Raw genomic sequence first — 21,172 nt, 5'->3', positions numbered from 1 at the left:
CGCTATGACGCGGGGCTCTTTGCATTTCAGGCCGTGCTCTAAAATAGCCGCATCCCGTTTTTCCGCATTCCGCCGCCATGCTCGCCCGTCTCCCGCTCTACATGCGCCTCGTGCGCCTCGACAAGCCCATCGGCAGTTTGCTGCTCTTGTGGCCGACGCTCAACGCGCTGTGGATCGCGTCGGAGGGACGTCCATCGCCGATGCTGCTCGTCATCTTCATCGTCGGCACGATTCTGATGCGCTCGGCGGGCTGCGCGATCAACGATTACGCCGACCGCGACTTCGACAAGCACGTCAAGCGCACCGCCGAGCGGCCGATCACGTCGGGCAAGATCAAGGCCTGGGAGGCGGTGGCGCTGGCGGCGGCGCTCGCGCTCGTCGCGTTCCTGCTGATCCTGCCGCTCAACACGCTGACGAAGGAGCTGTCGGTGTTCGCGCTGTTCGTCGCGGGCACGTATCCGTTCACCAAGCGCTTCTTCGCGATTCCGCAGGCGTATCTCGGCATCGCGTTCGGCTTCGGCATTCCGATGGCCTTCGCCGCCGTGCAGAACCATGTGCCGATGCTCGCGTGGATCATGCTCGCGGCGAACGTGTTCTGGTCGATCGCCTACGACACCGAATACGCGATGGTCGACCGCGACGACGACATCAAGATCGGCATCCGCACATCGGCGCTCACCTTCGGCCGCTACGACGTGTTCGCCGTGATGCTGTGCTACGCGGTGACGCTCGCGATCTACATGGGCATCGGTATAGCGCTGCACTTCGGCTGGCTTTACTGGCTCGGCTGGCTCGCGGCGGCGGGATGCGCGGTGTATCACTACGGGCTGATCCGCAATCGCGACCGCATGGCGTGCTTTGCCGCGTTCAGGCACAACAACTGGCTCGGCGGGATGCTGTTTGCGGGCATCGCGCTGCATTACGCGCTGACCTGAACAAAAAAACGGCAGCTTGAAGAGCTGCCGTTCTCGTATCGATCAGGCGCGCATGGTTTCAGGCTGCGCCCAACTCATCCCCCATCTCTTTCGCGCGCGCCTGTGCGGCCAGCGCGCCACGCACGATCGCGTCCTTCACGCCTTGTGCATCGAACGATGCAAGCGCCGCCGCCGTCGTGCCGCCCTTCGACGTCACGCGTTCGCGCAGCACGCACGCCGGTTCCCCGGATTGCGCCGCCAGTTGCGCCGCGCCGGTGAACGTGGCGACGGCGAGCGCACGGCCTTGCTCTTCATCCATGCCGAGCTGACGCGCGGCTTCCTGCATCGCTTCGATGAAATAAAACACGTAGGCCGGGCCGCTGCCGGAGATCGCGGTGACGGCGTCGAGCTTCGCTTCGTCATCGAACCAGACGGCCGTGCCGACCGCTTCCAGCACTTGCGATGCAAGCGCCTTCGCCGCATCGGAGACGCCGGGCAGCGCGGCGAGACCCGTCACGCCCATCCCGATCAGCGCGGGCGTGTTCGGCATCGTGCGCACGATCTGCGTATAGTCGTTGAGCCAGCGGCTGAGATCCGTCGCGCGGATGCCCGCCGCAATGCTGATGACCGTCTGCTTCGACAGATGCGGCGCGAGCGCTTCGGCCACGCTCTTGAGCACCTGCGGCTTCACCGCGATCACGATGGCGTCGTAACCGGCGAGCGCCGCGTCGACGGCCGCGCCCGTCGCGATGCCGAATTGCTTCGCGGTGCGCTCGCGCGCTTCGTCGTTGATGTCGACGGCGTAGATGTCAGCGGGCGAAGCGCCGCGCTTGACGAGACCGCCGATGAGCGCCGCAGCCATGTTGCCGCCGCCGATGAATGCAATTTTCATGATGGAAGGTGAGAGTCAGGTGGTGTAAGTCCGTGCGCCGAAAATCGCGGTGCCGATGCGCACCATCGTCGCGCCTTCGAGCACGGCGGCTTCGAGATCGGCGGACATGCCCATCGAGAGCGTGTCGAGATCGAGGCCATCGGCGCGCAAGGTGTCCATCAGTTCGCGCAGACGCGCATGCGGCGCGCGTTGCGCGTCGAGCGTGTCGGCGGGTTCGGGAATCGCCATCAGGCCGCGCAAACGCAAGCCGGGCAGCGCCGCCACCGCGTGAGCGAGCGCGCCGGCTTCATCCGGCTCGACGCCGCTTTTCGACTGCTCGCCGCTCACGTTCACCTGAATGCACACGTTGAGCGCGCTCGCGCCTTCGGGACGCTGCGCGGAAAGCCGCTCGGCGATCTTCAGCCGGTCGACGGAATGCACCCAGTCGAACTGCTCCGCGACGAGCTTCGTCTTGTTCGATTGCAGCGGCCCGATGAAGTGCCATTCGATCTCGCCGCGCACATCGGCGAGCGCCGCGATTTTCGCGATGCCTTCCTGCACGTAGTTTTCGCCGAACGCGCGCTGGCCGGCATCGAAGGCGGCGCGCACGTCGTCGGCGGGAAAGGTTTTCGACACGGCGAGCAGCGTGACCGACGACGTGTCGCGCGACGCGTCGTGCGCGGCCTTCGCGATGCGCTGGCGGACTTCTTCTAGATGTTGAGCGATGGACATGAGACAGCCTTCAGAATCGTCCGGCCATTATACGAATCGCTCATCCATACAGCAGATGTTCCAGCAGTTGAATCCAGTGCGTGACGGGCGTGGACGTGCCGCTTTGCAGATGCGCGATGCAGCCGACGTTCGCCGACACGATCAATTGCGTTTCCAGCTTTTCCAGCCGGTCCAGCTTCTGATTGCGCAGCGTGTACGACAATTTCGGCTGCAACACCGAATACGTTCCCGCCGATCCGCAGCACAGATGGCTGTCGGCGGGCAGGCGCACTTCGAGGCCGAGCGCGGTCAGCAGATGCTCGACGCGTCCGCGAATCTGCTGGCCGTGCTGCAACGTGCACGGGGGATGAAACGCGACCGTATGCACGCCGCGCCGTCGCGCGAGCGAGACCAGTTCTTCTTCGTACATCGGCAGGATTTCGGCGAGATCGCGCGTCAGCTCGACGATGCGCCGCGCCTTCTCCGCATACGCCGGATCGTGACGCAGCAAGTGCGCGTATTCCTTCACGGTCGCGCCGCAGCCCGATGCGTTCATCACGATCGCCTCGACGCCGCTTTCCACGTACGGCCACCATGCGTCGATGTTGTTGCGCACGTCGTCGAGCGCGTCGTCGTTGTAGCCGAGATGCAGGCGGATCGCGCCGCAGCAGCCCGCGCCCGGCGCCGTGACGATCTCGATGCCGAGCGCGTCGAACACGCGCGCGGTCGCCGTGTTGACGTTGGGCATCATCGCGGGCTGCACGCAGCCGGCGAGCATCAGCATCTTGCGTTCGTGCTTGTTCGTGGGCGGCGCGAGCGGCCGCTCGGGCACCGGAATCTTCGCGCGCAGCTTGCGCGGAAGGATGCCGCGAAACTGCTGGCCGAGCTTCATCGCGGGCGTGAAGAGCGTGCTGTTCGGCAGAAAGCTGGCGAGAAAGCGCCGTTGCAGCCGATGACGCATCGGCCGCTCGACTTTCTGTTCGACGACCTTGCGCCCGATCTCGACGAGCTTGCCGTACTGCACGCCCGACGGGCAGGTGCTTTCGCAGTTGCGGCAGGTGAGGCAGCGATCCAGATGCAGCTGCGTGCTGCGTGTGACCGGCGCGCCTTCGAACATCTGCTTCATCAGATAGATGCGCCCGCGCGGCCCGTCGAGTTCGTCGCCGAGCAATTGATACGTCGGGCACGTGGCCGTGCAGAAGCCGCAGTGCACGCATTTGCGCAGGATGGCGTCGGCTTCGTCGCCGTCTGCGGTGCCGCGAATGAAGTCGGCGAGATTGGTTTGCATCGATGCGCCTAGAAGTCGGGATACAAACGCGCGCGATTGAAGATGCGCGCCGGATCGAATGCGGCTTTCAATCCGCGATGAATCTTCATCAGCGGCGCGGGCAGCGGCGTGAAGACGCCCGCATTGCGATCGTAGGCGGAGCCCGCGCGGAAGATCGTCGCGTGACCGCCCGCCTGCTTCGCGCTGATGCGCACGGTCTGCGGATCGGTGTCGGTGATCCACCAGCGCTGCGCGCCGCCCCACTCCATCAACTGCGCGCCCGGCAGATGAAGCGGCTCGGCGATCGACGGCAACGCGAGCCGCCAGAGCGCCGAACGCGGCTCGATCACGGCGAAGAACGGATCGGTCTGCTCGCGCATGCCGATCCAGAAACGATCGGCTTCGACGGCATCGACCACTTCGCCGCCGAGCGTGTTGCGTGCGGTCTTGACAGCCGCTTCCGCGCCCGCGAGACGCAGCGCGAGCGTGCCGTCGCGCCACGCGCTGCCGCAAATCGGCAGCGGATGGCCGCCCCATTCGTTGAGCTTGCGCACGCCGTCTGTCGCGTGCATGTCGAACTTGAGCGTGGCTTCCGCGACGGGACGCGGTAGCACCTTGATCGACAATTCGAGAATCAGCCCGAGCGTGCCGAGCGAACCCGCGAGCAGGCGCGACACGTCGTAGCCCGCGACGTTCTTCACCACTTGGCCGCCGAAGCGCAACACTTGCCCGTGCCCGTTCATCACGACCGCGCCGAGCACGAAATCGCGCGGCGCGCCGGTCCACGCGCGGCGCGGGCCCGCGAGCCCCGCGGCGATGCAGCCGCCGAGCGTTGCGTTGCGTCCGAAGTGGGGCGGCTCGAACGGCAGCATCTGGTTGTGTTCACGCAGCGCGGCTTCGATTTCGGCGAGCGGCGTGCCGCTCTTCGCGGTGATGACGAGCTCTGCCGGATCGTAGGCGATGATCCCGCGATACGCGCGCGTGTCGAGGATTTCTCCCTGGAGGGTCTGGCCGTACCAGTCCTTCGTGCCGCCGCCGCGGATACGCAGCAGCGTGCCGGCTTCGGTCGCCCGGGCGATCCTCTCCGACCAGCCGGCGACGATGTCGTCCTGTTCCATGCGTGTTCCGCTCGTATTTCGATTTCTGTTGGGCTGCCCGGTCGATTGTACCGGCCGCTTAACGGCGCAATACCCGGTGAAACGTGGATAGCGGAACGCGGAACGCGATTCGCCCCTAGAAGCGCGGCAACTCCGGATGCGGCAGCAGCCCGCCCCGGACATGCATCTTGCCGTATTCGGCGCAGCGCGCGCGCGTCGGAATGCCCTTGTCGGGATTGAGCAGGCCGGGCGGATCGAATGCGCGCTTCACGGCGAAGAACGCGTCGCGCTCCTCGGGCGAGAACTGCACGCACATCGAATTGATTTTCTCGATGCCCACGCCATGCTCGCCCGTCACCGTGCCGCCCAACTCGACGCAGGTTTCCAGAATGTCGGAACCGAACGCTTCCGCGCGGTGCCATTCGTCGAGATCGTTGCCATTGAAGAGAATGAGCGGATGCATGTTGCCGTCACCCGCATGGAACACGTTGATGCAGCGCAGCGCGTACTTCTTCTCCATCTCTTCGATGCGCGCAAGCAGCGGCCCTATTGCGCGGCGCGGCACGGTGCCGTCCATGCAGTAATAGTCCGGCGAGATGCGGCCGGCTGCCGGGAACGCGTTCTTGCGGCCCGACCAGAACTTGAGGCGCTCGGTCTCCGAACGCGAAATCTGGATACGCGATGCGCCATGCTCGCGCAGCACGGCCGTCATGCGGACGATTTCCTCGGCGACTTCGTCGTGCGTGCCGTCGGATTCGCACAGCAGGATTGCGGCGGCGTCGAGATCGTAGCCCGCGTTGACGAACTCTTCGACGGCGCGCGTCGCGGGCTTGTCCATCATTTCCAGGCCGGCCGGGATGATGCCCGCCGCGATGATCGCCGCGACGGCGTTGCCGCCTTTCACGACATCGTCGAAGCTGGCCATGATGACTTGCGCCGTCTGCGGCTTCGGAATCAGCTTGACGGTGATTTCGGTGACGATCGCGAACATGCCTTCGCTGCCGATCAGCACCGCGAGCAGATCGAGGCCGGGCGCGTCAGGGCCGAGCGAGCCGAATTCGACGACATCGCCGTCCATCGTCACCGCGCGCACGCGCAGGACGTTGTGGACCGTGAGCCCGTACTTCAGGCAGTGCACGCCGCCGGAGTTTTCGGAGACGTTGCCGCCGATCGTGCAGGCGATCTGCGACGACGGATCGGGCGCGTAGTAAAGGCCGTAGGGCGCGGCGGCTTCCGAAATGGCGAGGTTTCGTACGCCGGGTTGCACGGTCGCGGTGCGCGCGTACGGATCGACTTCGACGATCTTCCGAAAGCGCGCCAGCGACAGCACGATGCCGTGACGGATCGGCATGGCACCGCCGGACAGTCCCGTGCCCGCGCCGCGCGGGACGATCGGAATGGCGAGACGTGCGCAGATCTGCACGACGCGCTGAACCTGCGCCTCGGTTTCCGGCAGCGCGACCGCGAGCGGCAGGCGGCGATAGGCGGCGAGGCCATCGCATTCATAGGCGGCCGTGTCTTCCTCGCGGAAGAGCAGACAGTGCGTCGGCAGCACGGCCATCAGCGCCTGCACGACTTCACGCTGACGCGCGGCGAGTTGCTCTTCGGTCAGCGCTTCGGCTTCTTCGTGCGGCAGATTCGGCGACATCTGCTCGTGCTTGAGCTCGTCGGGTGCGTTCATGTCTCCTCCCTTTCGGCGCCGATGTTGCTTCGGGCGCTCATTTCGTTCCGCCTATCTTGCGCGACTTCGTCAGCCTTCGAAAGAGAAGATTTTCCCCGGGTTCATCAGGTTCTTCGGATCGAGCGCCTGCTTGATCGAGCGCATCACGGCGACGGCGTCTTCGCCGTGCTCGTCGATCAGAAAGCCCATCTTGTGCAGTCCGATGCCATGTTCGCCGGTGCAGGTGCCGCCCATCTTCAGCGCGCGTCCGACGATGCGTCGATTGATGCGCTCCGCTTCTTCCAGCTCTTCAGCTTTCGCCGGATCGAGCAGCATCGCGACGTGAAAGTTGCCGTCGCCGACATGGCCGACGATCGGGCTCGGCAAGTACGAGCCTTGCAGATCCTTTTCCGTTTCCTCGACGCATTCCGCGAGGCGCGAGATCGGCACGCAGACATCGGTCGTGACGGCGCGGCAGCCGGGCTTCAGTTGCAGCATCGCGAAGTAGGCGGAGTGGCGCGCGTTCCAGAGGCGGCTGCGGTCTTCGGGACGCGTTGCCCATTCGAAGTCCTCGCCCTTGTTTTCCGCGACGATGTCCTGCACCGTCTGCGCCTGCTCCAGCACGCCCGATTCGGTGCCGTGGAATTCGAAGAACAGCATCGGCGCTTCACGCAGCGTCAGGTTCGAGTGACGGTTGATCGCGCGCACGGCGAGCTTGTCGACGAACTCGACGCGCGCGATCGGCACGCCCATCTGGATCGTTTCGATGACGGCGCGCACGGCGTCGCCCATCGACGGAAACGCGCACACGGCCGCCGAGATCGCTTCGGGCTGCGGGTAGAGGCGCACGGTGATTTCGGTGATGACGCCGAGCGTGCCTTCCGAGCCGACGAAAAGACGCGTGAGATCGTAGCCCGCCGACGATTTGCGCGCGCGCGTGCCGGTTTTGATGACGCGGCCATCGGCGGTGACGACGATGAGGCCGAGGACGTTTTCGCGCATCGTGCCGTAGCGCACGGCGTTGGTGCCCGATGCGCGCGTCGCCGACATGCCGCCGATGCTCGCGTCCGCGCCGGGATCGATCGGGAAGAAGAGGCCGGTGTCTTTGAGCGCTTCGTTCAATTGCTTGCGGGAGATGCCGGGTTGCACGGTGACGGTGAGGTCTTCGGCGTTGATCGAGACGACCTGGTTCATCTCGGACAGATCGATGGATACGCCGCCTTGCACCGCGAGCAGATGGCCTTCGAGCGATGAGCCGTTGCCGTAGGGGATGATCGGGACGTCATGTTCGGCGCAGAGTCTGACGATGGTTTGCACTTCGTCGGTGCTGCGCGCGTAGACGACGGCGTCGGGGAGTTGCGGGTCGAACGGGGATTCGTCGCGGCCGTGGTGTTCGCGGACGGCTTGTGCTGTGGAGACGCGGTCGGCGAAGGTTTGCTTCAGCGATTCGAGAAGCGCGGCGGGGAAGGGGCGTTTCTGGAGGGCGGCGCGTTCGGTGGGGTGGTTCACAAGGTGTCTCCGGGTGCGGCTTTGTTTGTTTGCGTTTTTTGCGGATTTTCGCGGGGTGGATGCTTGTTCGCGTTGCGCCTGGTATGGGCGTTGCGGAATTCCCGCGTAATGCTTTGTGGTTTACCGTTGGCTCGTTCTCGCGATGGCCGGGCGGTGTTCATCTCATTTTACGCCGTCGCGGAGAAGCCCGGCGGGGCGGGGCTTCGGGCGTTGGGCCGTGCCTATAATGGGCTTTGACTTGGGAGCCAGTGATGGGAAACCGCTTGAGCAAGATCGCCACGCGCACCGGTGATGATGGAACCACCGGGCTCGGCGATGGCGGCCGTGTATCGAAGGACGACGCGCGCATCGCCGCGATTGGCGATGTCGATGAGTTGAATTCTTGTATCGGCGTTTTGCTTTGTGAGCCGATGCCTTCTGATATTCGCTCCGCGTTGACGCAGATTCAGAACGACTTGTTTGATCTCGGTGGAGAGCTATCGATTCCCGGACATTCGATGATTGCTGAGTCGCACTTGGCGCGGCTCGATTCCTGGCTTGCAGAGTACAACGCGACGCTGCCGCCGTTGAAGGAGTTTATTTTGCCGGGCGGGTCTAGGGCGGCGGCGCTGGCTCACGTTGCACGGACGGTTTGTCGGAGGGCGGAGCGGGCTGTCGTTGCGCTCGGACGTTCAGATGCAGCGGGAGTTAATGAGGCACCGCGAAGGTATTTAAATCGACTGTCGGATCTATTGTTTGTATTTGCGCGAGTATTGAATCGCGCTGACGGCGGAGAAGATGTTTTGTGGACCCATGAGCCGGCGTAGAAAAGTTTTGACGTTGAATGCTTATTGCTGCTGTCTGGCAGTATTTATCTCATGGAAATTCTCAGAAAAATCTTGTGTTATGGTTGCATGAATGTTGGATTTGTTGGCTGTGCTACTATTCTGGCTGTCAAAGATATAGATAGGTGCGGGTATCGATGAGCTTTCCCTCCGATATCAAAAATGCGATGTGTGATTGCATCCTTAAGCTGTTTTGGGCTAAGGATGATATCGTTAATTTTTTTAAGAGTAACGGTTGCAATAGCAATGATCTAAAATCGCTTGGAAATCCGAAGGACTGGACTCGTAAAGCGCTCGTTATAAGGATGTTCGATCATCTTTCTCAGAGACCTGACGAAGGTCTTGGTCAATTTCGGGCGATGCTGAATTCTTTGATTAATTGGACTCATTTCGATCCATTTTACTTCGATACACTTGGAAAGTTAAATCGGGAGGAAGCGAGGCGATCCATCGAGCATCTAGGTCAACTTCAAGAAATTCGTGATCATAAGATCCATGAAGAGAGGCGGCAGCGGGAGCTTCGAGAAGCGGAATCTCAAAGGGGCCAATCAGCGTTGCCCGAATTGAAGGCTAAATTTATCTCGCTCCTGCAAGGCGAAGTTGTTGGTGCTAAGCGAGGGTATGCGTTGGAAGGCATCCTCCAAGAGACATGCAAGGCGTCCTCCCTTTCGGTAACCGAGCCGTTCCGAACTCGCGGAGAGCAGATAGACGGCGCAGTTAAGTTTGATGGCGAACACTATCTTATTGAAGCCAAATGGCAGGATAAGGCGGCCGCAAACGAATCCGTATATCAGTTTGCGGCGAAAATTGAGGGAAAGATGTATGGCAGGGGGCTGTTCGTGTCGATTAATGGTTTCAGTGAGAACGTTATCTCCTCATTGGTTGCTGGAAAGGCAATCAAGACGATCTTTATCGATGGCGCAGACCTGATTACTGTCCTTGAGGGGATAATCAGCCTTTCCGACATGCTTGATCGCAAGGTGAAGGCGGCTCAAACTAAGGGTCTCATTTATATAGACGCCGTTACAGGGAAGGAAAAGGTTGGACGCCCGTCTTAGTCAGCCTCCTGTGGTGTATGAAAGCGCAACTACATATTTAGTTAGTTAGCTGCGCTTCGCCAATATACTCAGTTTCCGCCGCGCCGAACAACCCGCCGCTGCTTAACCGCCTCCGCCAACCCCTCCAGCACCTTCACACTCTCATCCCACCCAATACAAGCATCAGTAATGCTCTGCCCGTAAGTGAGTTCACACCCTTCCCGCAAATCCTGCCTTCCCGCAACAAGATGCGACTCCACCATCACGCCAACGATTCTTTCATCACCAGCAGCCAACTGCCGCCCGATATCCTCACAAACCGGAATCTGATTCTCATGCTTCTTAGAACTATTAGCATGACTCGCGTCAATCATTAACCGCGCGGCCAGCCCAGCCTTCCCGATATCACTACAAGCCGCATCCACACTAGCGGCATCATAATTAGGCGTCTTTCCTCCGCGCAAAATGATGTGACAATCCTCATTCCCCGCAGTAGAAACGATCGCCGAGTGCCCGCCTTTCGTAACCGACAAGAAATGATGCGGCTGCGACGCCGCCTTGATCGCATCGACGGCGATCTTCACATTCCCGTCAGTGCCATTCTTGAAGCCAACGGGACAAGACAACCCAGAAGCCAGCTCACGGTGAACTTGAGACTCCGTAGTCCGCGCCCCAATCGCTCCCCAAGAAATGAGATCGGCGATGTACTGCGGACTGATCATGTCGAGATACTCGGTGCCCGCAGGCAAGCCAAGCTCATTGATATGCATGAGCAATTCCCGAGCAGCCCGCAACCCATCATTGATCTTGAAACTGTTATCCATATACGGATCGTTGATGAGCCCCTTCCACCCAACCGTCGTGCGCGGCTTTTCGAAGTACACGCGCATCACGATCTCCAGCTCCGAGGAAAAGCGACGACGCTGCTCGATCAACTTCCCCGCATACTCCAGCGCAGCCTTCGGATCATGAATCGAACAAGGCCCGACGATGACGATCAGCCGGTCATCCATACCATGAAGAATGCGATGCATCGACTGCCGCGCGTTGAAGATGAGTTCCGAAACCGGCTCCGCACAAGGAAACTCGCGGATCAGATGCGCGGGCGGGGTCAATTCTTTCAGCTCACGGATACGAACATCATCGGTATTGTGCGGGGGCATTTCGGTTCTCCAACGGCAGCGTTCTAAACAAATGGGAAGACGAAAAAAAACCGCCAGACTCGCTGGCGGTTTTTCGGGAATTTCGGTCTTTTCGACCTGCGTACAACTCACCCCTCTCGATCCGCCAGCGGCTTGAGATGCCAAAAGAAATAAAAATAAAACTTGGCGGACATGATGAGTCGGGAGTCGGTTGAAAAAAGCTGTGACTGCTTTTATACCTTCAAACGTGCGGCGCTGACAACCCTACGCACCCAAAAACGCGGACAATCCGCATCGAACGAAGCAAATAGGCCAAAACCGAGCATCGTCCATGCGGAATCCCCGCATAACAAGCAACATCAGACCGTGCCGCCCACCGTCATCTTTTCGATGCGCAACGTCGGCTGACCGACGCCCACCGGCACGCTCTGACCTTCCTTGCCGCACACGCCGACGCCGCTATCCAGCGACATATCGTTGCCGATCATCGTCACGTACTTGAGCGATTCCGGCCCGCTGCCGATCAGCGTCGCGCCCTTCACCGGATACGTGATCTTGCCGTTCTCGATCATGTACGCCTCGGACGCCGAGAACACGAACTTGCCGTTGGTGATATCGACCTGGCCGCCGCCGAAATTGACCGCGTACAGCCCGTTCTTCACCGACGCCAGAATCTCCTGCGGGTCCTTGTCGCCATTGAGCATGTAGGTGTTGGTCATGCGCGGCATCGGCAGCGCGGCGTACGATTCGCGCCGCGCATTGCCCGTCACCGGCATCTTCATCAGGCGCGCGTTGAGCGAATCCTGAATGTAGCCCTTGAGGATGCCGTCCTCGATCAGCGTCGTGCACTGCGTCGGATTGCCTTCGTCATCGATATTGAGCGAGCCGCGACGATTCGGCAGCGTGCCGTCATCGACGACCGTGACGCCCTTCGCCGCCACCTGCTCGCCGATCATCCCCGCGAACGCCGACGATCCCTTGCGGTTGAAATCGCCCTCCAGTCCGTGTCCGACCGCCTCGTGCAGAAGAACGCCGGGCCAGCCCGGCCCGAGCACGACGGTCATCGCGCCGGCCGGAGCGGGGCGCGCTTCGAGATTCACCAGCGCGGCGTGCACCGCGTCATCGACGTATTTCTGCAGGATTGCGTCCGTGAAATAGCCGTAGTCGAAGCGGCCGCCGCCGCCGCCGGTGCCGATTTCGCGCCGGCCGTTCTGCTCCGCGATCACCGTCACCGACACGCGCACGAGCGGCCTCACGTCCGCCGCGAGCGCGCCATCGCTGCGCGCGACCAGCACGACATCGTATTCGCCAGCCATGCCCGCCATCACCTGCGTGATGCGCGGATCTTTGGCCCGCGCCATCTGCTCGACGCGCTCAAGCAACTTCACCTTGGCGGTGGCATCGAGCGAATGCAGCGGATCGGCGGCGACATACAGATCGCGGCCCGACACGCCCGTCAGCGTGCTCGCCGGCTTGATCTTCTGCTTGCCGCCGCCCGCCTTCGCGATCGCGCGCGTGGCGATGGCGGCCTGACGGATGGATTCGGGCGAGAGATCGTCGGAATAGGCGAAAGCCGTGCGCTCGCCGGACACGGCGCGCACGCCGACGCCCTGATCGATGCTGAAGCTGCCCGATTTGACGATGCCTTCTTCAAGGCTCCACGCCTCGCTGCGCGTGGACTGGAAATAGAGGTCCGCGTAGTCGACGCGATGCGTGAAGATTTCCGCGAGCGTGCGGGTGATCAGCGCTTCGTCGAGGCCGTAGGGCGTGAGCAAAACGTCCTTCGCCGTGACCAGATTGCGAATGCCGGGTTCGATGATGTTCATGCGGTGCCTATTGCGTGTTCTGTGACGAGTTCGGTGATATTGCAGACGAATATCAGACTATTCTACGGTGCGATTCAGTCAGTCCATGTGCGGGGAGAATTCCGCGTCTTCAAGTCGTTGGCGTGCGTGTCATCCGATCACGCGATGCCGATAAGCCGGCAAGCTCTGCCGCACGGTCGCGATGCGCTCCAGATCGACGCCGCCGGTCACGATGCCCGGTCCTTCTTCTCTCACGTCGACGAGTTCGCCCCACGGATCGATGAGCATGCTGTGGCCCCACGTACGTCGTCCGTTCTCGTGATGGCCGCCTTGCGCCGCCGCGAGCACATAGCACTGATTCTCGACGGCGCGCGCCTTGAGCAACGTCTGCCAGTGCGCACGGCCGGTCGTATAAGTGAATGCCGATGGCACGACCATCAGCGCGCAGTCGCCGAGCTTTCGATACAACTCCGGAAAGCGCAGGTCGTAGCACACGGAAAGACCCACGCGCCCGAACGGCGCATCGAACGTGCGGACTTCACTGCCGGGGAAAATGGTGCGCGCTTCATCGAACGATTCCTCGCCGCGCTCGAAATTGAACAGATGAATCTTGTCGTAGCGCGCGACCTGTTTGCCGTGCGGGTCGAACACGAGCGTCGTGTTGAGCACGCGGTTTTCTTCCGGTGATTGCAGCGGCAGCGTTCCGCCGATGAGCCACACGCCGTATTCGCGCGCCGCGTCGGAGAGAAATTGCTGGATCGGGCCGGAGCCGGGCGTTTCGCGGATCGCGAGCTTGTCGGTGTCCTTGAAGCCCATGTAGCAGAAATATTCGGGCAGGAGCACCAGTTTCGCGCCGCCGCGCGCGGCCTCGGCGATGAGGCGTCCGGCGTCGGCCAGATTGCGCTCGCGGTCCGGCGTGCTGACCATCTGCAGCGCGGCAACCTGAAACGGCGCCGCACTGTCGCTCGATCTTTCGCTCATGTCTGAATGCGCTGTTGAAAAAGGGGACGAAAACGGCGCCGCAGCCGGCGAAGCGTTGGCCCGTTTTCAGCGGGCAGCGGACGGAACCACGGCGGCGGCGGGTGTTTCGATCTTACCCTGATCGCCATTGAGACGCTGGATGACGGGTTTGCTCCACGAGCCGGTGATCGAATAGTCGCGCGCGAAGGCTTTCTGGATCGATGCCGACAGCGCGATATCCGCAGCCAGCACGCCCAGACCGAGCAGCGGATTGATCACCGCGGCGCCGATTGCCGCTGCGCCCGCGCCGACGGTCGGAATCACCTTCACGTGCAGATCCTGCGTCTGCTTCGGCATATCGACGGTGCCCTGCATCTGCACGCGCGCGGGCGATGTCACCATCAGGAAATCGTCCGTGTGGCTGATGCCATCGGCGATTCTCGCACTACCCGTGATCTTCTCGAACGGCAGCCCCTTGCCGACGACATCCTCGAAATGCAGCGTCAGCAGATTCGCGAGACTGCGCAGGCTGAAGACGCCCAGCCACTTCGCCGCACCCGGCGCGCGCAAGATCTGCCCGTGATGCAGGTCGACGGCGACGTTGCCATCGAGCGTATTCACATCGACGGCGGTTGGCCCGCCGTTCCAGGCCGCGTGCCCCGAGACCGTGCCGCTGCCCGCCGTGACGACGTGCGGCGCGCCGAAGCGGTCGACCAACTGGCCGCCGTTCTTCACGTCGAGCTTGAAATCGAGCGACGTGCGGCGGGGTAGGCGATCGTCCATGTCGGGCGTCATGTTCGATTGCGCCGCCTGAATGACGCCGCCCGGCAGCGTGCGCCAGGTCGCGTTGGCGGTGAGCGTCGCGTCCGGATTGGTGAGTTCGAACTTGTCGAGCGTCCAGATCGCTTCGTCGGCGATGAGGTCATTGCGCGCGTCGACTTCCAGCCGCCCGAGGCTGTGGCCGCGGAACACGAGCTCGTTGACGATGAGATCGATCGTCGGCATGTTGCGCGGCGGTTTCGTGATCGCCTTCTCGACGGGACCGTTCCCGGTCTTGTCCGGAATCACGATCTTCGCGAAGCGCGCCTGCAACGCGCCTGGACTGCTCTTCGTCGCGCCCGGCGTCCAAGCGATATCGCCCGCTATCTGATCCGACGCGATGTTCGCCACCCACTTGCGATCCTGCGCTTCGCTCGCGCCGATATCGATATTCTCGAAACGCCGGTCGAGCAGCTTGAGCGTCGTGAAATGGATGGCGGCGCGCGTCGGAATGAACTGCCTGACGTTCTCGCTCATCGGCGGGCGCGGCGTGTCGGCAACCGATGTGGATGAGGGCGCGGCCGCGCTGATTTCGGCGATCGTCTTGCGCCAGGCGTCGGCATCGAGTTCGTTGAGATCGACGGCCGCGCTGACGCCTTCGGCCGGCAAATCCGCGTGCCTGTTCACGCCGATCGCGCCGCGCGCGACTTTCAGGCGCGCACGCATGTTCATCGGCTCGGCGGGGTCTTGCGGATCGACCTTCACCTCTGCCTTGCCGATCTGCTGCATCACGTAGTGCGCTTCCAGCGGCCCGACGCTCAGCTTCGCGTCATGCAGATCCGAAGCGCCGCCCGCCGCGGGCTGGAACGTGAAGGAAAGGGGCATCGGCGTGCCTTTCGCCTTGCCGAGCGGCGCGGGCAGATCGATGCCGAGACCGGTCAGATCCGAGCTCGCCTGCACGTTCGGCAACGCATTCTTCGCGCCGCGCACGTGCAGTTCGTAAGGCGCGGCGCCGTCGATGCGCTTCATCAACTGCGCGACCTGCGGACTCATGCGCGTATTCAGGCGTTCAGCCGCGTCCGCACCGATGCGCCCGTTCACGTCGATCGCATAGCTGCCATCCGGCTGCACGCCGCCCTTCGCGCGCACGTCGCCGCCGAGCAGTTGCGCGGTCAGGCCGTCGAGCGTGACGGTCTTCGCGGCGAAGTCGGCGCGGCCGCGCAGATGCGTGAGCGAGGGTAAAGTGCCGTACCTGACTTCGTCGTCGGCGAAGGTGATCGAGCCTTTGTATTCGGGCTTGATCGGCGGCAAGGGCGCGGGCGGACGATAGCGCGGAATGCCGAGCGTGAGCGCGAGGTCCGCGTCGCCCTTCGCTTCGATCTTGCGCGTCGCGTGCTTCGCCATCAGGCCGAGCGAGCTGTCGTCGACGTACTGGAGCATGTCGGCGAGCGGCCCGCGTGCTTTTCCGTCGATCCACAGCTTCGTCTCGCGATTGCCGGTGTCGTCGATCCGCCCGACCACCTTCGACACGCGCACGCGGCGGTAATGTCCCTTGTCGATATCGAAGCCGAGCTTGTTCTGCGCGAGCGTGAACGTGCCGTCGATGCCCTCGAACGCCGGCCAGAAATTCGGCAGGCCGTTCGCCATCTTGCGCGGCGGGAACGGCGTCGGATCGAACTTGCCGCCCGTGAACGGCGCGTTGATGCGGAAGATGCCCGCATCCGGAAACTTGGCATACGGAAAGCGCGTGAGATCGCCGTGCACTTCGATCGTCCCGTTCTTCGCGACGCCCGCCTGAAGCGCATGGCCGAGATAGACGCGCACGCGCTCGGTCAGGCTCGTCGGCAGATAGCGCACGAGGCTCGTCACCTTCAGATGCGCGACCTTCGCCTTCAGATCGAGATTGCCGCGCCCGTGTCCCTGGTTCCAGTAATCGGCGGTGGCTTCGCCTTCGGCGTCCGCGTTCTTCACGCGCAGCGAGTCGAGATGAATCGTGAAGGCGCGGCGCAGTTCGCCGGGCGCGATCGCGTCCGCGACGGTCCAGCGTGCCTTGCCCTGCAGCGAATCGAAGGTGAGGCGCGGATCGTCGAATGCGCCCGGAATGATGACGGCCGCGTTCTTCGTGTCGATGGTGATCCGGCCTTCCTTCTCGTTCGCATCGACGCTGCCCCACAGATTGTCGACGCCCGGAATGCCGGCGCGCGGATGGTTGTTGATCGTGAGGCCGGGCGGCGGTTCCTGCGCCTGCACGCTGATGCCCTCGAGGTCGGCCTTGAGCGCGTAATGCACCAGCGGCGCGTCGCCTTTCTTGCGCTGTTGCTGCGCTTCTTCCTCGGTTTTGGGCGCGGCGCGCTCGGAGAAGATCGTGTAGTTCGACACCTGGCCGCGCGGATTGAAGCGCACCAGTTCGTTGAGCACCTTCGCCGGCACCGGCAGCGCGCGCACGAACTCCGCGAGAATGCCGATATCGACGGTATCGCCCGTCAGCCGCAGCAGTTGCCCCTTGCCGACGCTCGGCGGCCGATAGGTGCCCGTGAGCGCGCGCGACACGAGCAGACGGGAGATCGGCGTGCCGCCATCGAGCGGCAACTGGCCGAGCTCCGCGTGGAGATCGCGCAGATTCAGCGTGTATTCGGTGTCCTTCCTGTCGACGCTCCAGCCGAAGCGCGCGATCGGCAGATCGAGACGCGGCTGCGTCGCGCGCACGCGCAGCGCGACGTTCGAGCCGCTCAGCGCGCCGGACGCGCTCTGCAACTCGCCGCCCGCGAAGTTCAGCCAGATCTCGTTGTTGATGCGGCCGCTGTACATCTGGAATGGCGTCTTCACGTAGCGCGCGAGCGTCGGCAGATCGACGGGACCGGTCGACACGTAGAGCCGGCCGCTCCAGTTCGCGGGCGCGCCCATCGCGGAAAACGGCTGATGACGGAAGTCCGCGCGGAAGTCGAGCGGGCCGTGCAGCACTTCGCCGTCGGCGGGCGCCTGGAGCGCGAGCCGATGCCGCGTGCCGTCGTTGATGATCGCGAGATGCAGCCGCTTGAACGCGATCTCGGGCGCGGCGCGGCTGGCGTCACGCCAGCGCAGCGTGCCGTCGCGCAGGAGGATGCGGTCCTGGCCGAGCAGCCAGGTCGTGAACGCGTTCGAGCCGGTGCGATGCGTGGGAATCGGCACGCCGGCGACGGAGAGCGCGCCGTCGGCGTTGCGCGCAATGATGACATCGGGGCCATCGACGGTCAGGTCCGCGAGCTTCGGCCGCAGATGCAGGAGCGACGCCCACGCGATGCTCGCGCTCGCATGCGGCACGGCGAGCCCCGGCGCGCCGTCGGCGGCGTCGATGCGCAGGTTGTCGATATCGAGCGTCGGCGAAAGCCCCGACCATCTCGCGGAAATCCTGCCGATGCGCAACTGCGCGTGAATCTTCGACGAGACCAGTTGCTCGATCTGCGGCCGGAACGAATCGACCTGCGGCATGACGATGTAGCGCAGGCCGACATACACGCCCGCGACCACGAAATAGGCGATGGCCGCGATGACGAGAACGAACTTGAAGACGCGCGAAAGCACGGGCTCGGCGTTGCCGCTGGGCTTGGCTTGTCCAACTTCGGTCGGGTCGACGGATGGTCTGCTGTCGGACATGCTGCGGCTGTTCGGCGATATGGTAGTTTTGCGTGTTTGACGCTGAAATGTAACACGGGCATAGCGGGGACGGCCGCGGCCTGCGCACTCGTGGATGCTCGCAAAACCGCGCCCGGCAAGACTCGCGGCGCGGTGCACGACGCGCTATGTCTTTCCAGAAGCAATGAGCGAACCCAATCTTTCATGACCGACGCCACTCTTCTCAGTTCCGACTATTCCAACTATGCGGCGCGCGCGTATGCGGCGCGTCCCGAACTGGCGTCGTACGTCGCGCAGTGGTCGCAAGCGCGCATCACGCGTGAGTGGATCGAAGCGCGGCTCGATGCGCACTGCACGCCGTGCACCGAAAACGGCGTGCTCGACGAAGCCGCTTTGAAGACCGCGCTGCGCCGCCTGAGAACCGACGTCTTCTGCACGGTGATGGAGCGCGATCTCGCGGGCGCGGCCGATGTCGCCGAAGTCACCGGCGCGATGACCGATCTCGCCGAAGTCACCGTGCAGCGCGCGCTCGCGGTGCTGTCGGCGGATCTCGAAACGCTGTTCGGCGAGCCGCGCGGACCGGACGGCGAGCGTCTCACGCTCGGCGTCGTCGGCATGGGCAAGCTCGGCGGGCGCGAGCTTAACGCATCGTCGGATATCGACCTGATCTTCGTTTATGAAGAAGATGGCGAAACCTCGGGCGGCACGCGCTCGCCGCTGCCGACGCAGGAATTCTTCACACGGCTCGGCCGCCGGCTGATCGGCGCGCTCGCGGAAATCACGCAAGACGGCTACGTGTTTCGCGTCGACATGCGGCTGCGGCCCAATGGCGATTCCGGTCCGCTCGTGTGCAGCCTCGGCATGCTCGAAGAGTATTTCTACGTGCAGGGCCGCGAGTGGGAGCGCTACGCGTGGATCAAAGGGCGGCTCGTATCGGAGACGCACAGCGATTCGGCGAAGCGCCTCGTGAAGCAGCTCGAAGCCATCGCGACGCCGTTCATCTACCGGCGCTATCTCGACTACGGCGTGATCGCGGCGATCCGCTCGCTGCATCAGCAAATCCGGCAGGAAGCAAAGCGGCGCGCGTCGATGCGCCCCGACAAGGCCGACGACATCAAGCTCGGGCGCGGCGGCATTCGCGAGATCGAATTCAGTGCGCAGGTGTTTCAACTGATCCGCGGCGGGCAGGCGGCGGACTTCCGCATCCGTCCGACGCTCGCGGTGCTCGAGCGCGCCGCCGCGCACGGCCTGCTCGCGCCGAACGTATGCGACGCGCTGTCCGACGCCTATCTCTTCTTGCGCACGGTCGAGCATCGGCTGCAATACCGCAACGACGCGCAGACGCACGCGATGCCCGTCGCCGACGACGAACGCACGCTGCTTGCGAAATCGCTCGGCTTCGCCGACTATTCCGCGCTGATGAAAAAGCTCGACGCGCATCGCGAACTGGTCGAGCAGCAGTTCGACGCGATCTTCGCCGACAAGGTCAGCGGGCAGGGCGGCTGTGGCGTCGCGGACGATTCGGTGGCGTCGTGGATCTGGAGCAGCGCGCTCGCCGACGACTCCGCGCAGGAAGAGCTCGCCGCGCGGCTTGTGGAACTCGGCTTCGACGATCCCACGCCGGTGCTCGCGCGTCTGACAGGCGTGTGGAATTCGGCGCGCTACGCGGGCTTGCCGTCGCGCAGCCGCGAGCGCTTCGATATCGTCGCGCAGCGGGGGCTGGAAGCCGTGCAGTCGATCGATGCGGCGCGGCGTGTCGACACCATCACGCGCCTTTTCGACCTGCTGGAAGCCATCAGCAAGCGCGGCGCATATCTCGCGCTCCTGACGGAATATCCGGCGGCGCTCGCGCGCGTGCTGTCGGTGCTGTCGGGTTCGCGCTGGGCGGCGGGCTATCTGATCCGCCATCCGCAATTGCTGGACGAATTGCTCGACGACGAAGCCATCGCGAGCCCGTTCGACTGGGCTGCGTTCAAGCGCTCGCTGACCGCGCGGCTCGACGCCGCCGAGGACGCGGAACATCAGATGGATCTGCTGCGTCACGCGCATCAGGCCGAAGTGTTCCGCATTCTGCTGATCGATCTGGCGGGGCATTTGAGCGTAGAGCATGTAAGCGACCGCCTGTCCGAGCTCGCCGATGCCGTGCTCGACGTCACGATTCAGACCGTGTGGAAGCAGTTTCCGAAGCGGCATTGCGAGACGCCGCGCTTCTCGGTCATCGCGTACGGAAAGCTCGGCGGCAAGGAGCTGGGGTACGCATCGGATCTCGACCTCATCTTTCTCTACGACGATCCGCACGATTCCGCCGCTGACATTTACGCGATGTTCACGCGCCGCCTCATCACGTGGCTCACGGCGGCGACCGGCGCGGGCACGCTTTTCGATGTCGATCTGCGTCTGCGGCCCAACGGCGAATCCGGGCTGCTGGTGACTGACCTCGCATCGTTTCGCCGCTATCAGATTCGCGAGGGCGACGCGGCGAACACCGCGTGGGTCTGGGAGCACCAGGCGTTGTCGCGCGCGCGTTACAGCGCCGGCGATGCCGAGATCGGCGCGCAGTTCGAGGCGATCCGCGCCGACGTGCTCGTGATGGAGCGCGATCCGGCCGCGCTCGCTCGCGAGATCGTCGCGATGCGCGAGCGGGTGCTCGCGGGGCATCCGAACAACAGCGATCGCTTCGATCTGAAGCACGATCGCGGCGGCATGGTCGATATCGAGTTCATCGTGCAGTACTGGGTGCTGCTGCACGCGCGCGAGCATCGCGAGTTCTTGCGGAACGCGGGGAACATCACGCTGCTGAAGATCGCCGCGCGAAGCGGATTGATCGCTGAAGAAGAAGCCGATGCGATCGGCGCGGCGTACCGGCATTACCGCAAGCTTCAGCACACGTTGCGGCTCGACGGCATGGAAAAAGCGCGCGTCGATCCGGCCGAAGTCCAGGCCGAACGCGACGCGGTGACGGCATTGTGGGAGCGGGTGTTCGCGGTGGCGTCCGAAGCCTGAG

General features: G+C 63.4%; 14 protein-coding genes. 4 read left to right on the top strand and 10 right to left on the bottom strand.

Translation table 11 applies throughout. From position 1 onward, the window contains the following. Positions 1–77 precede the first annotated feature (77 nt). Positions 78–935 carry a 4-hydroxybenzoate octaprenyltransferase gene (gene ubiA, locus AWB74_RS17405; protein ID WP_061147978.1) on the top strand — a complete coding sequence of 286 codons (858 nt, stop codon included), beginning with the start codon at positions 78–80 and terminating at the stop codon, positions 933–935. 58 nt (positions 936–993) lie between these two features. Here ubiA and proC read toward each other — a convergent pair whose 3' ends face one another. From proC to AWB74_RS17375, 6 genes are all read right to left on the bottom strand, one after another. Beyond that, positions 994–1,806 (bottom strand): pyrroline-5-carboxylate reductase, encoded by an 813-nt coding sequence (gene proC / locus AWB74_RS17400; protein ID WP_061147977.1) that lies wholly within the window; start codon positions 1,804–1,806, stop codon positions 994–996. Between the two features lie 15 nt (positions 1,807–1,821). Continuing rightward, entirely contained in the window at positions 1,822–2,517 is a 696-nt protein-coding gene (locus AWB74_RS17395; RefSeq protein ID WP_061147976.1) for a YggS family pyridoxal phosphate-dependent enzyme, read from the bottom strand. 40 nt (positions 2,518–2,557) lie between these two features. Next, positions 2,558–3,784, bottom strand: a complete 1,227-nt coding sequence (glcF, locus tag AWB74_RS17390; protein ID WP_061147975.1) for a glycolate oxidase subunit GlcF — start codon at positions 3,782–3,784, stop codon at positions 2,558–2,560. Positions 3,785–3,792: 8 nt separating this feature from the next. After that, positions 3,793–4,881, bottom strand: coding sequence for a glycolate oxidase subunit GlcE (gene glcE / locus AWB74_RS17385; protein WP_061147974.1), 1,089 nt, complete (start codon positions 4,879–4,881; stop codon positions 3,793–3,795). A gap of 115 nt (positions 4,882–4,996) precedes the next feature. Further along, positions 4,997–6,508, bottom strand: coding sequence for an FAD-linked oxidase C-terminal domain-containing protein (locus AWB74_RS17380; RefSeq protein WP_061148040.1), 1,512 nt, complete (start codon positions 6,506–6,508; stop codon positions 4,997–4,999). 102 nt (positions 6,509–6,610) lie between these two features. After that, complete coding sequence (locus tag AWB74_RS17375; protein ID WP_061147973.1) at positions 6,611–8,029, bottom strand: FAD-binding oxidoreductase; 1,419 nt, start codon at positions 8,027–8,029, stop codon at positions 6,611–6,613. Positions 8,030–8,280: 251 nt separating this feature from the next. Between AWB74_RS17375 and AWB74_RS17370 the strand changes: the two genes are divergently transcribed. Together AWB74_RS17370 and AWB74_RS17365 are read left to right on the top strand one after the other, a co-directional pair. Continuing rightward, on the top strand, positions 8,281–8,835 hold the full coding sequence (locus AWB74_RS17370; protein ID WP_061147972.1) for a cob(I)yrinic acid a,c-diamide adenosyltransferase: 555 nt from the start codon (positions 8,281–8,283) through the stop codon (positions 8,833–8,835). 155 nt (positions 8,836–8,990) lie between these two features. After that, positions 8,991–9,911 (top strand): restriction endonuclease, encoded by a 921-nt coding sequence (locus AWB74_RS17365; RefSeq protein WP_061147971.1) that lies wholly within the window; start codon positions 8,991–8,993, stop codon positions 9,909–9,911. 68 nt (positions 9,912–9,979) lie between these two features. On the opposite strand, the gene aroG is transcribed toward AWB74_RS17365, so the two are convergent. The 4 genes from aroG to AWB74_RS17345 form a co-directional block, all read right to left on the bottom strand. Next, on the bottom strand, positions 9,980–11,053 hold the full coding sequence (gene aroG / locus AWB74_RS17360) for a 3-deoxy-7-phosphoheptulonate synthase AroG (protein WP_061147970.1): 1,074 nt from the start codon (positions 11,051–11,053) through the stop codon (positions 9,980–9,982). Positions 11,054–11,391: 338 nt separating this feature from the next. Continuing rightward, positions 11,392–12,858, bottom strand: a complete 1,467-nt coding sequence (tldD, locus tag AWB74_RS17355) for a metalloprotease TldD (RefSeq protein WP_061147969.1) — start codon at positions 12,856–12,858, stop codon at positions 11,392–11,394. Positions 12,859–12,987: 129 nt separating this feature from the next. Then, on the bottom strand, positions 12,988–13,818 hold the full coding sequence (locus AWB74_RS17350) for a carbon-nitrogen hydrolase family protein (protein ID WP_061147968.1): 831 nt from the start codon (positions 13,816–13,818) through the stop codon (positions 12,988–12,990). A gap of 66 nt (positions 13,819–13,884) precedes the next feature. Then, positions 13,885–18,189: a YhdP family protein gene (locus AWB74_RS17345; RefSeq protein ID WP_061147967.1), complete on the bottom strand. Its 4,305-nt coding sequence runs from the start codon at positions 18,187–18,189 to the stop codon at positions 13,885–13,887. 183 nt (positions 18,190–18,372) lie between these two features. On the opposite strand from AWB74_RS17345, the gene glnE reads away from it, so the two are divergent. Next, positions 18,373–21,171, top strand: coding sequence for a bifunctional [glutamate--ammonia ligase]-adenylyl-L-tyrosine phosphorylase/[glutamate--ammonia-ligase] adenylyltransferase (glnE, locus tag AWB74_RS17340; protein WP_061147966.1), 2,799 nt, complete (start codon positions 18,373–18,375; stop codon positions 21,169–21,171). Position 21,172: the final 1 nt, after the last annotated feature.

Origin of the sequence: Caballeronia arvi, assembly GCF_001544695.2 — a bacterium.
In the GTDB taxonomy this organism is placed as follows: Bacteria; Pseudomonadota; Gammaproteobacteria; order Burkholderiales; family Burkholderiaceae; genus Caballeronia; species Caballeronia arvi.
The sequence above is the reverse complement of the archived record's forward strand: the minus strand, read 5'-3'. Positions and strand labels throughout refer to the sequence as shown.

What these genes read in the sequence shown, in the direction of transcription:
- glcE (WP_061147974.1), bottom strand. Translation starts at nt 4,881, where the DNA reads ATGGAACAGGACGACATCGTCGCCGGCTGGTCGGAGAGGATCGCCCGG.
- glcF (WP_061147975.1), bottom strand. Translation starts at nt 3,784, where the DNA reads ATGCAAACCAATCTCGCCGACTTCATTCGCGGCACCGCAGACGGCGAC.
- AWB74_RS17345 (WP_061147967.1), bottom strand. Translation starts at nt 18,189, where the DNA reads ATGTCCGACAGCAGACCATCCGTCGACCCGACCGAAGTTGGACAAGCC.
- AWB74_RS17370 (WP_061147972.1), top strand. Translation starts at nt 8,281, where the DNA reads ATGGGAAACCGCTTGAGCAAGATCGCCACGCGCACCGGTGATGATGGA.
- ubiA (WP_061147978.1), top strand. Translation starts at nt 78, where the DNA reads ATGCTCGCCCGTCTCCCGCTCTACATGCGCCTCGTGCGCCTCGACAAG.
- proC (WP_061147977.1), bottom strand. Translation starts at nt 1,806, where the DNA reads ATGAAAATTGCATTCATCGGCGGCGGCAACATGGCTGCGGCGCTCATC.
- glnE (WP_061147966.1), top strand. Translation starts at nt 18,373, where the DNA reads ATGACCGACGCCACTCTTCTCAGTTCCGACTATTCCAACTATGCGGCG.
- AWB74_RS17395 (WP_061147976.1), bottom strand. Translation starts at nt 2,517, where the DNA reads ATGTCCATCGCTCAACATCTAGAAGAAGTCCGCCAGCGCATCGCGAAG.
- AWB74_RS17350 (WP_061147968.1), bottom strand. Translation starts at nt 13,818, where the DNA reads ATGAGCGAAAGATCGAGCGACAGTGCGGCGCCGTTTCAGGTTGCCGCG.
- AWB74_RS17380 (WP_061148040.1), bottom strand. Translation starts at nt 6,508, where the DNA reads ATGTCGCCGAATCTGCCGCACGAAGAAGCCGAAGCGCTGACCGAAGAG.
- aroG (WP_061147970.1), bottom strand. Translation starts at nt 11,053, where the DNA reads ATGCCCCCGCACAATACCGATGATGTTCGTATCCGTGAGCTGAAAGAA.
- tldD (WP_061147969.1), bottom strand. Translation starts at nt 12,858, where the DNA reads ATGAACATCATCGAACCCGGCATTCGCAATCTGGTCACGGCGAAGGAC.
- AWB74_RS17365 (WP_061147971.1), top strand. Translation starts at nt 8,991, where the DNA reads ATGAGCTTTCCCTCCGATATCAAAAATGCGATGTGTGATTGCATCCTT.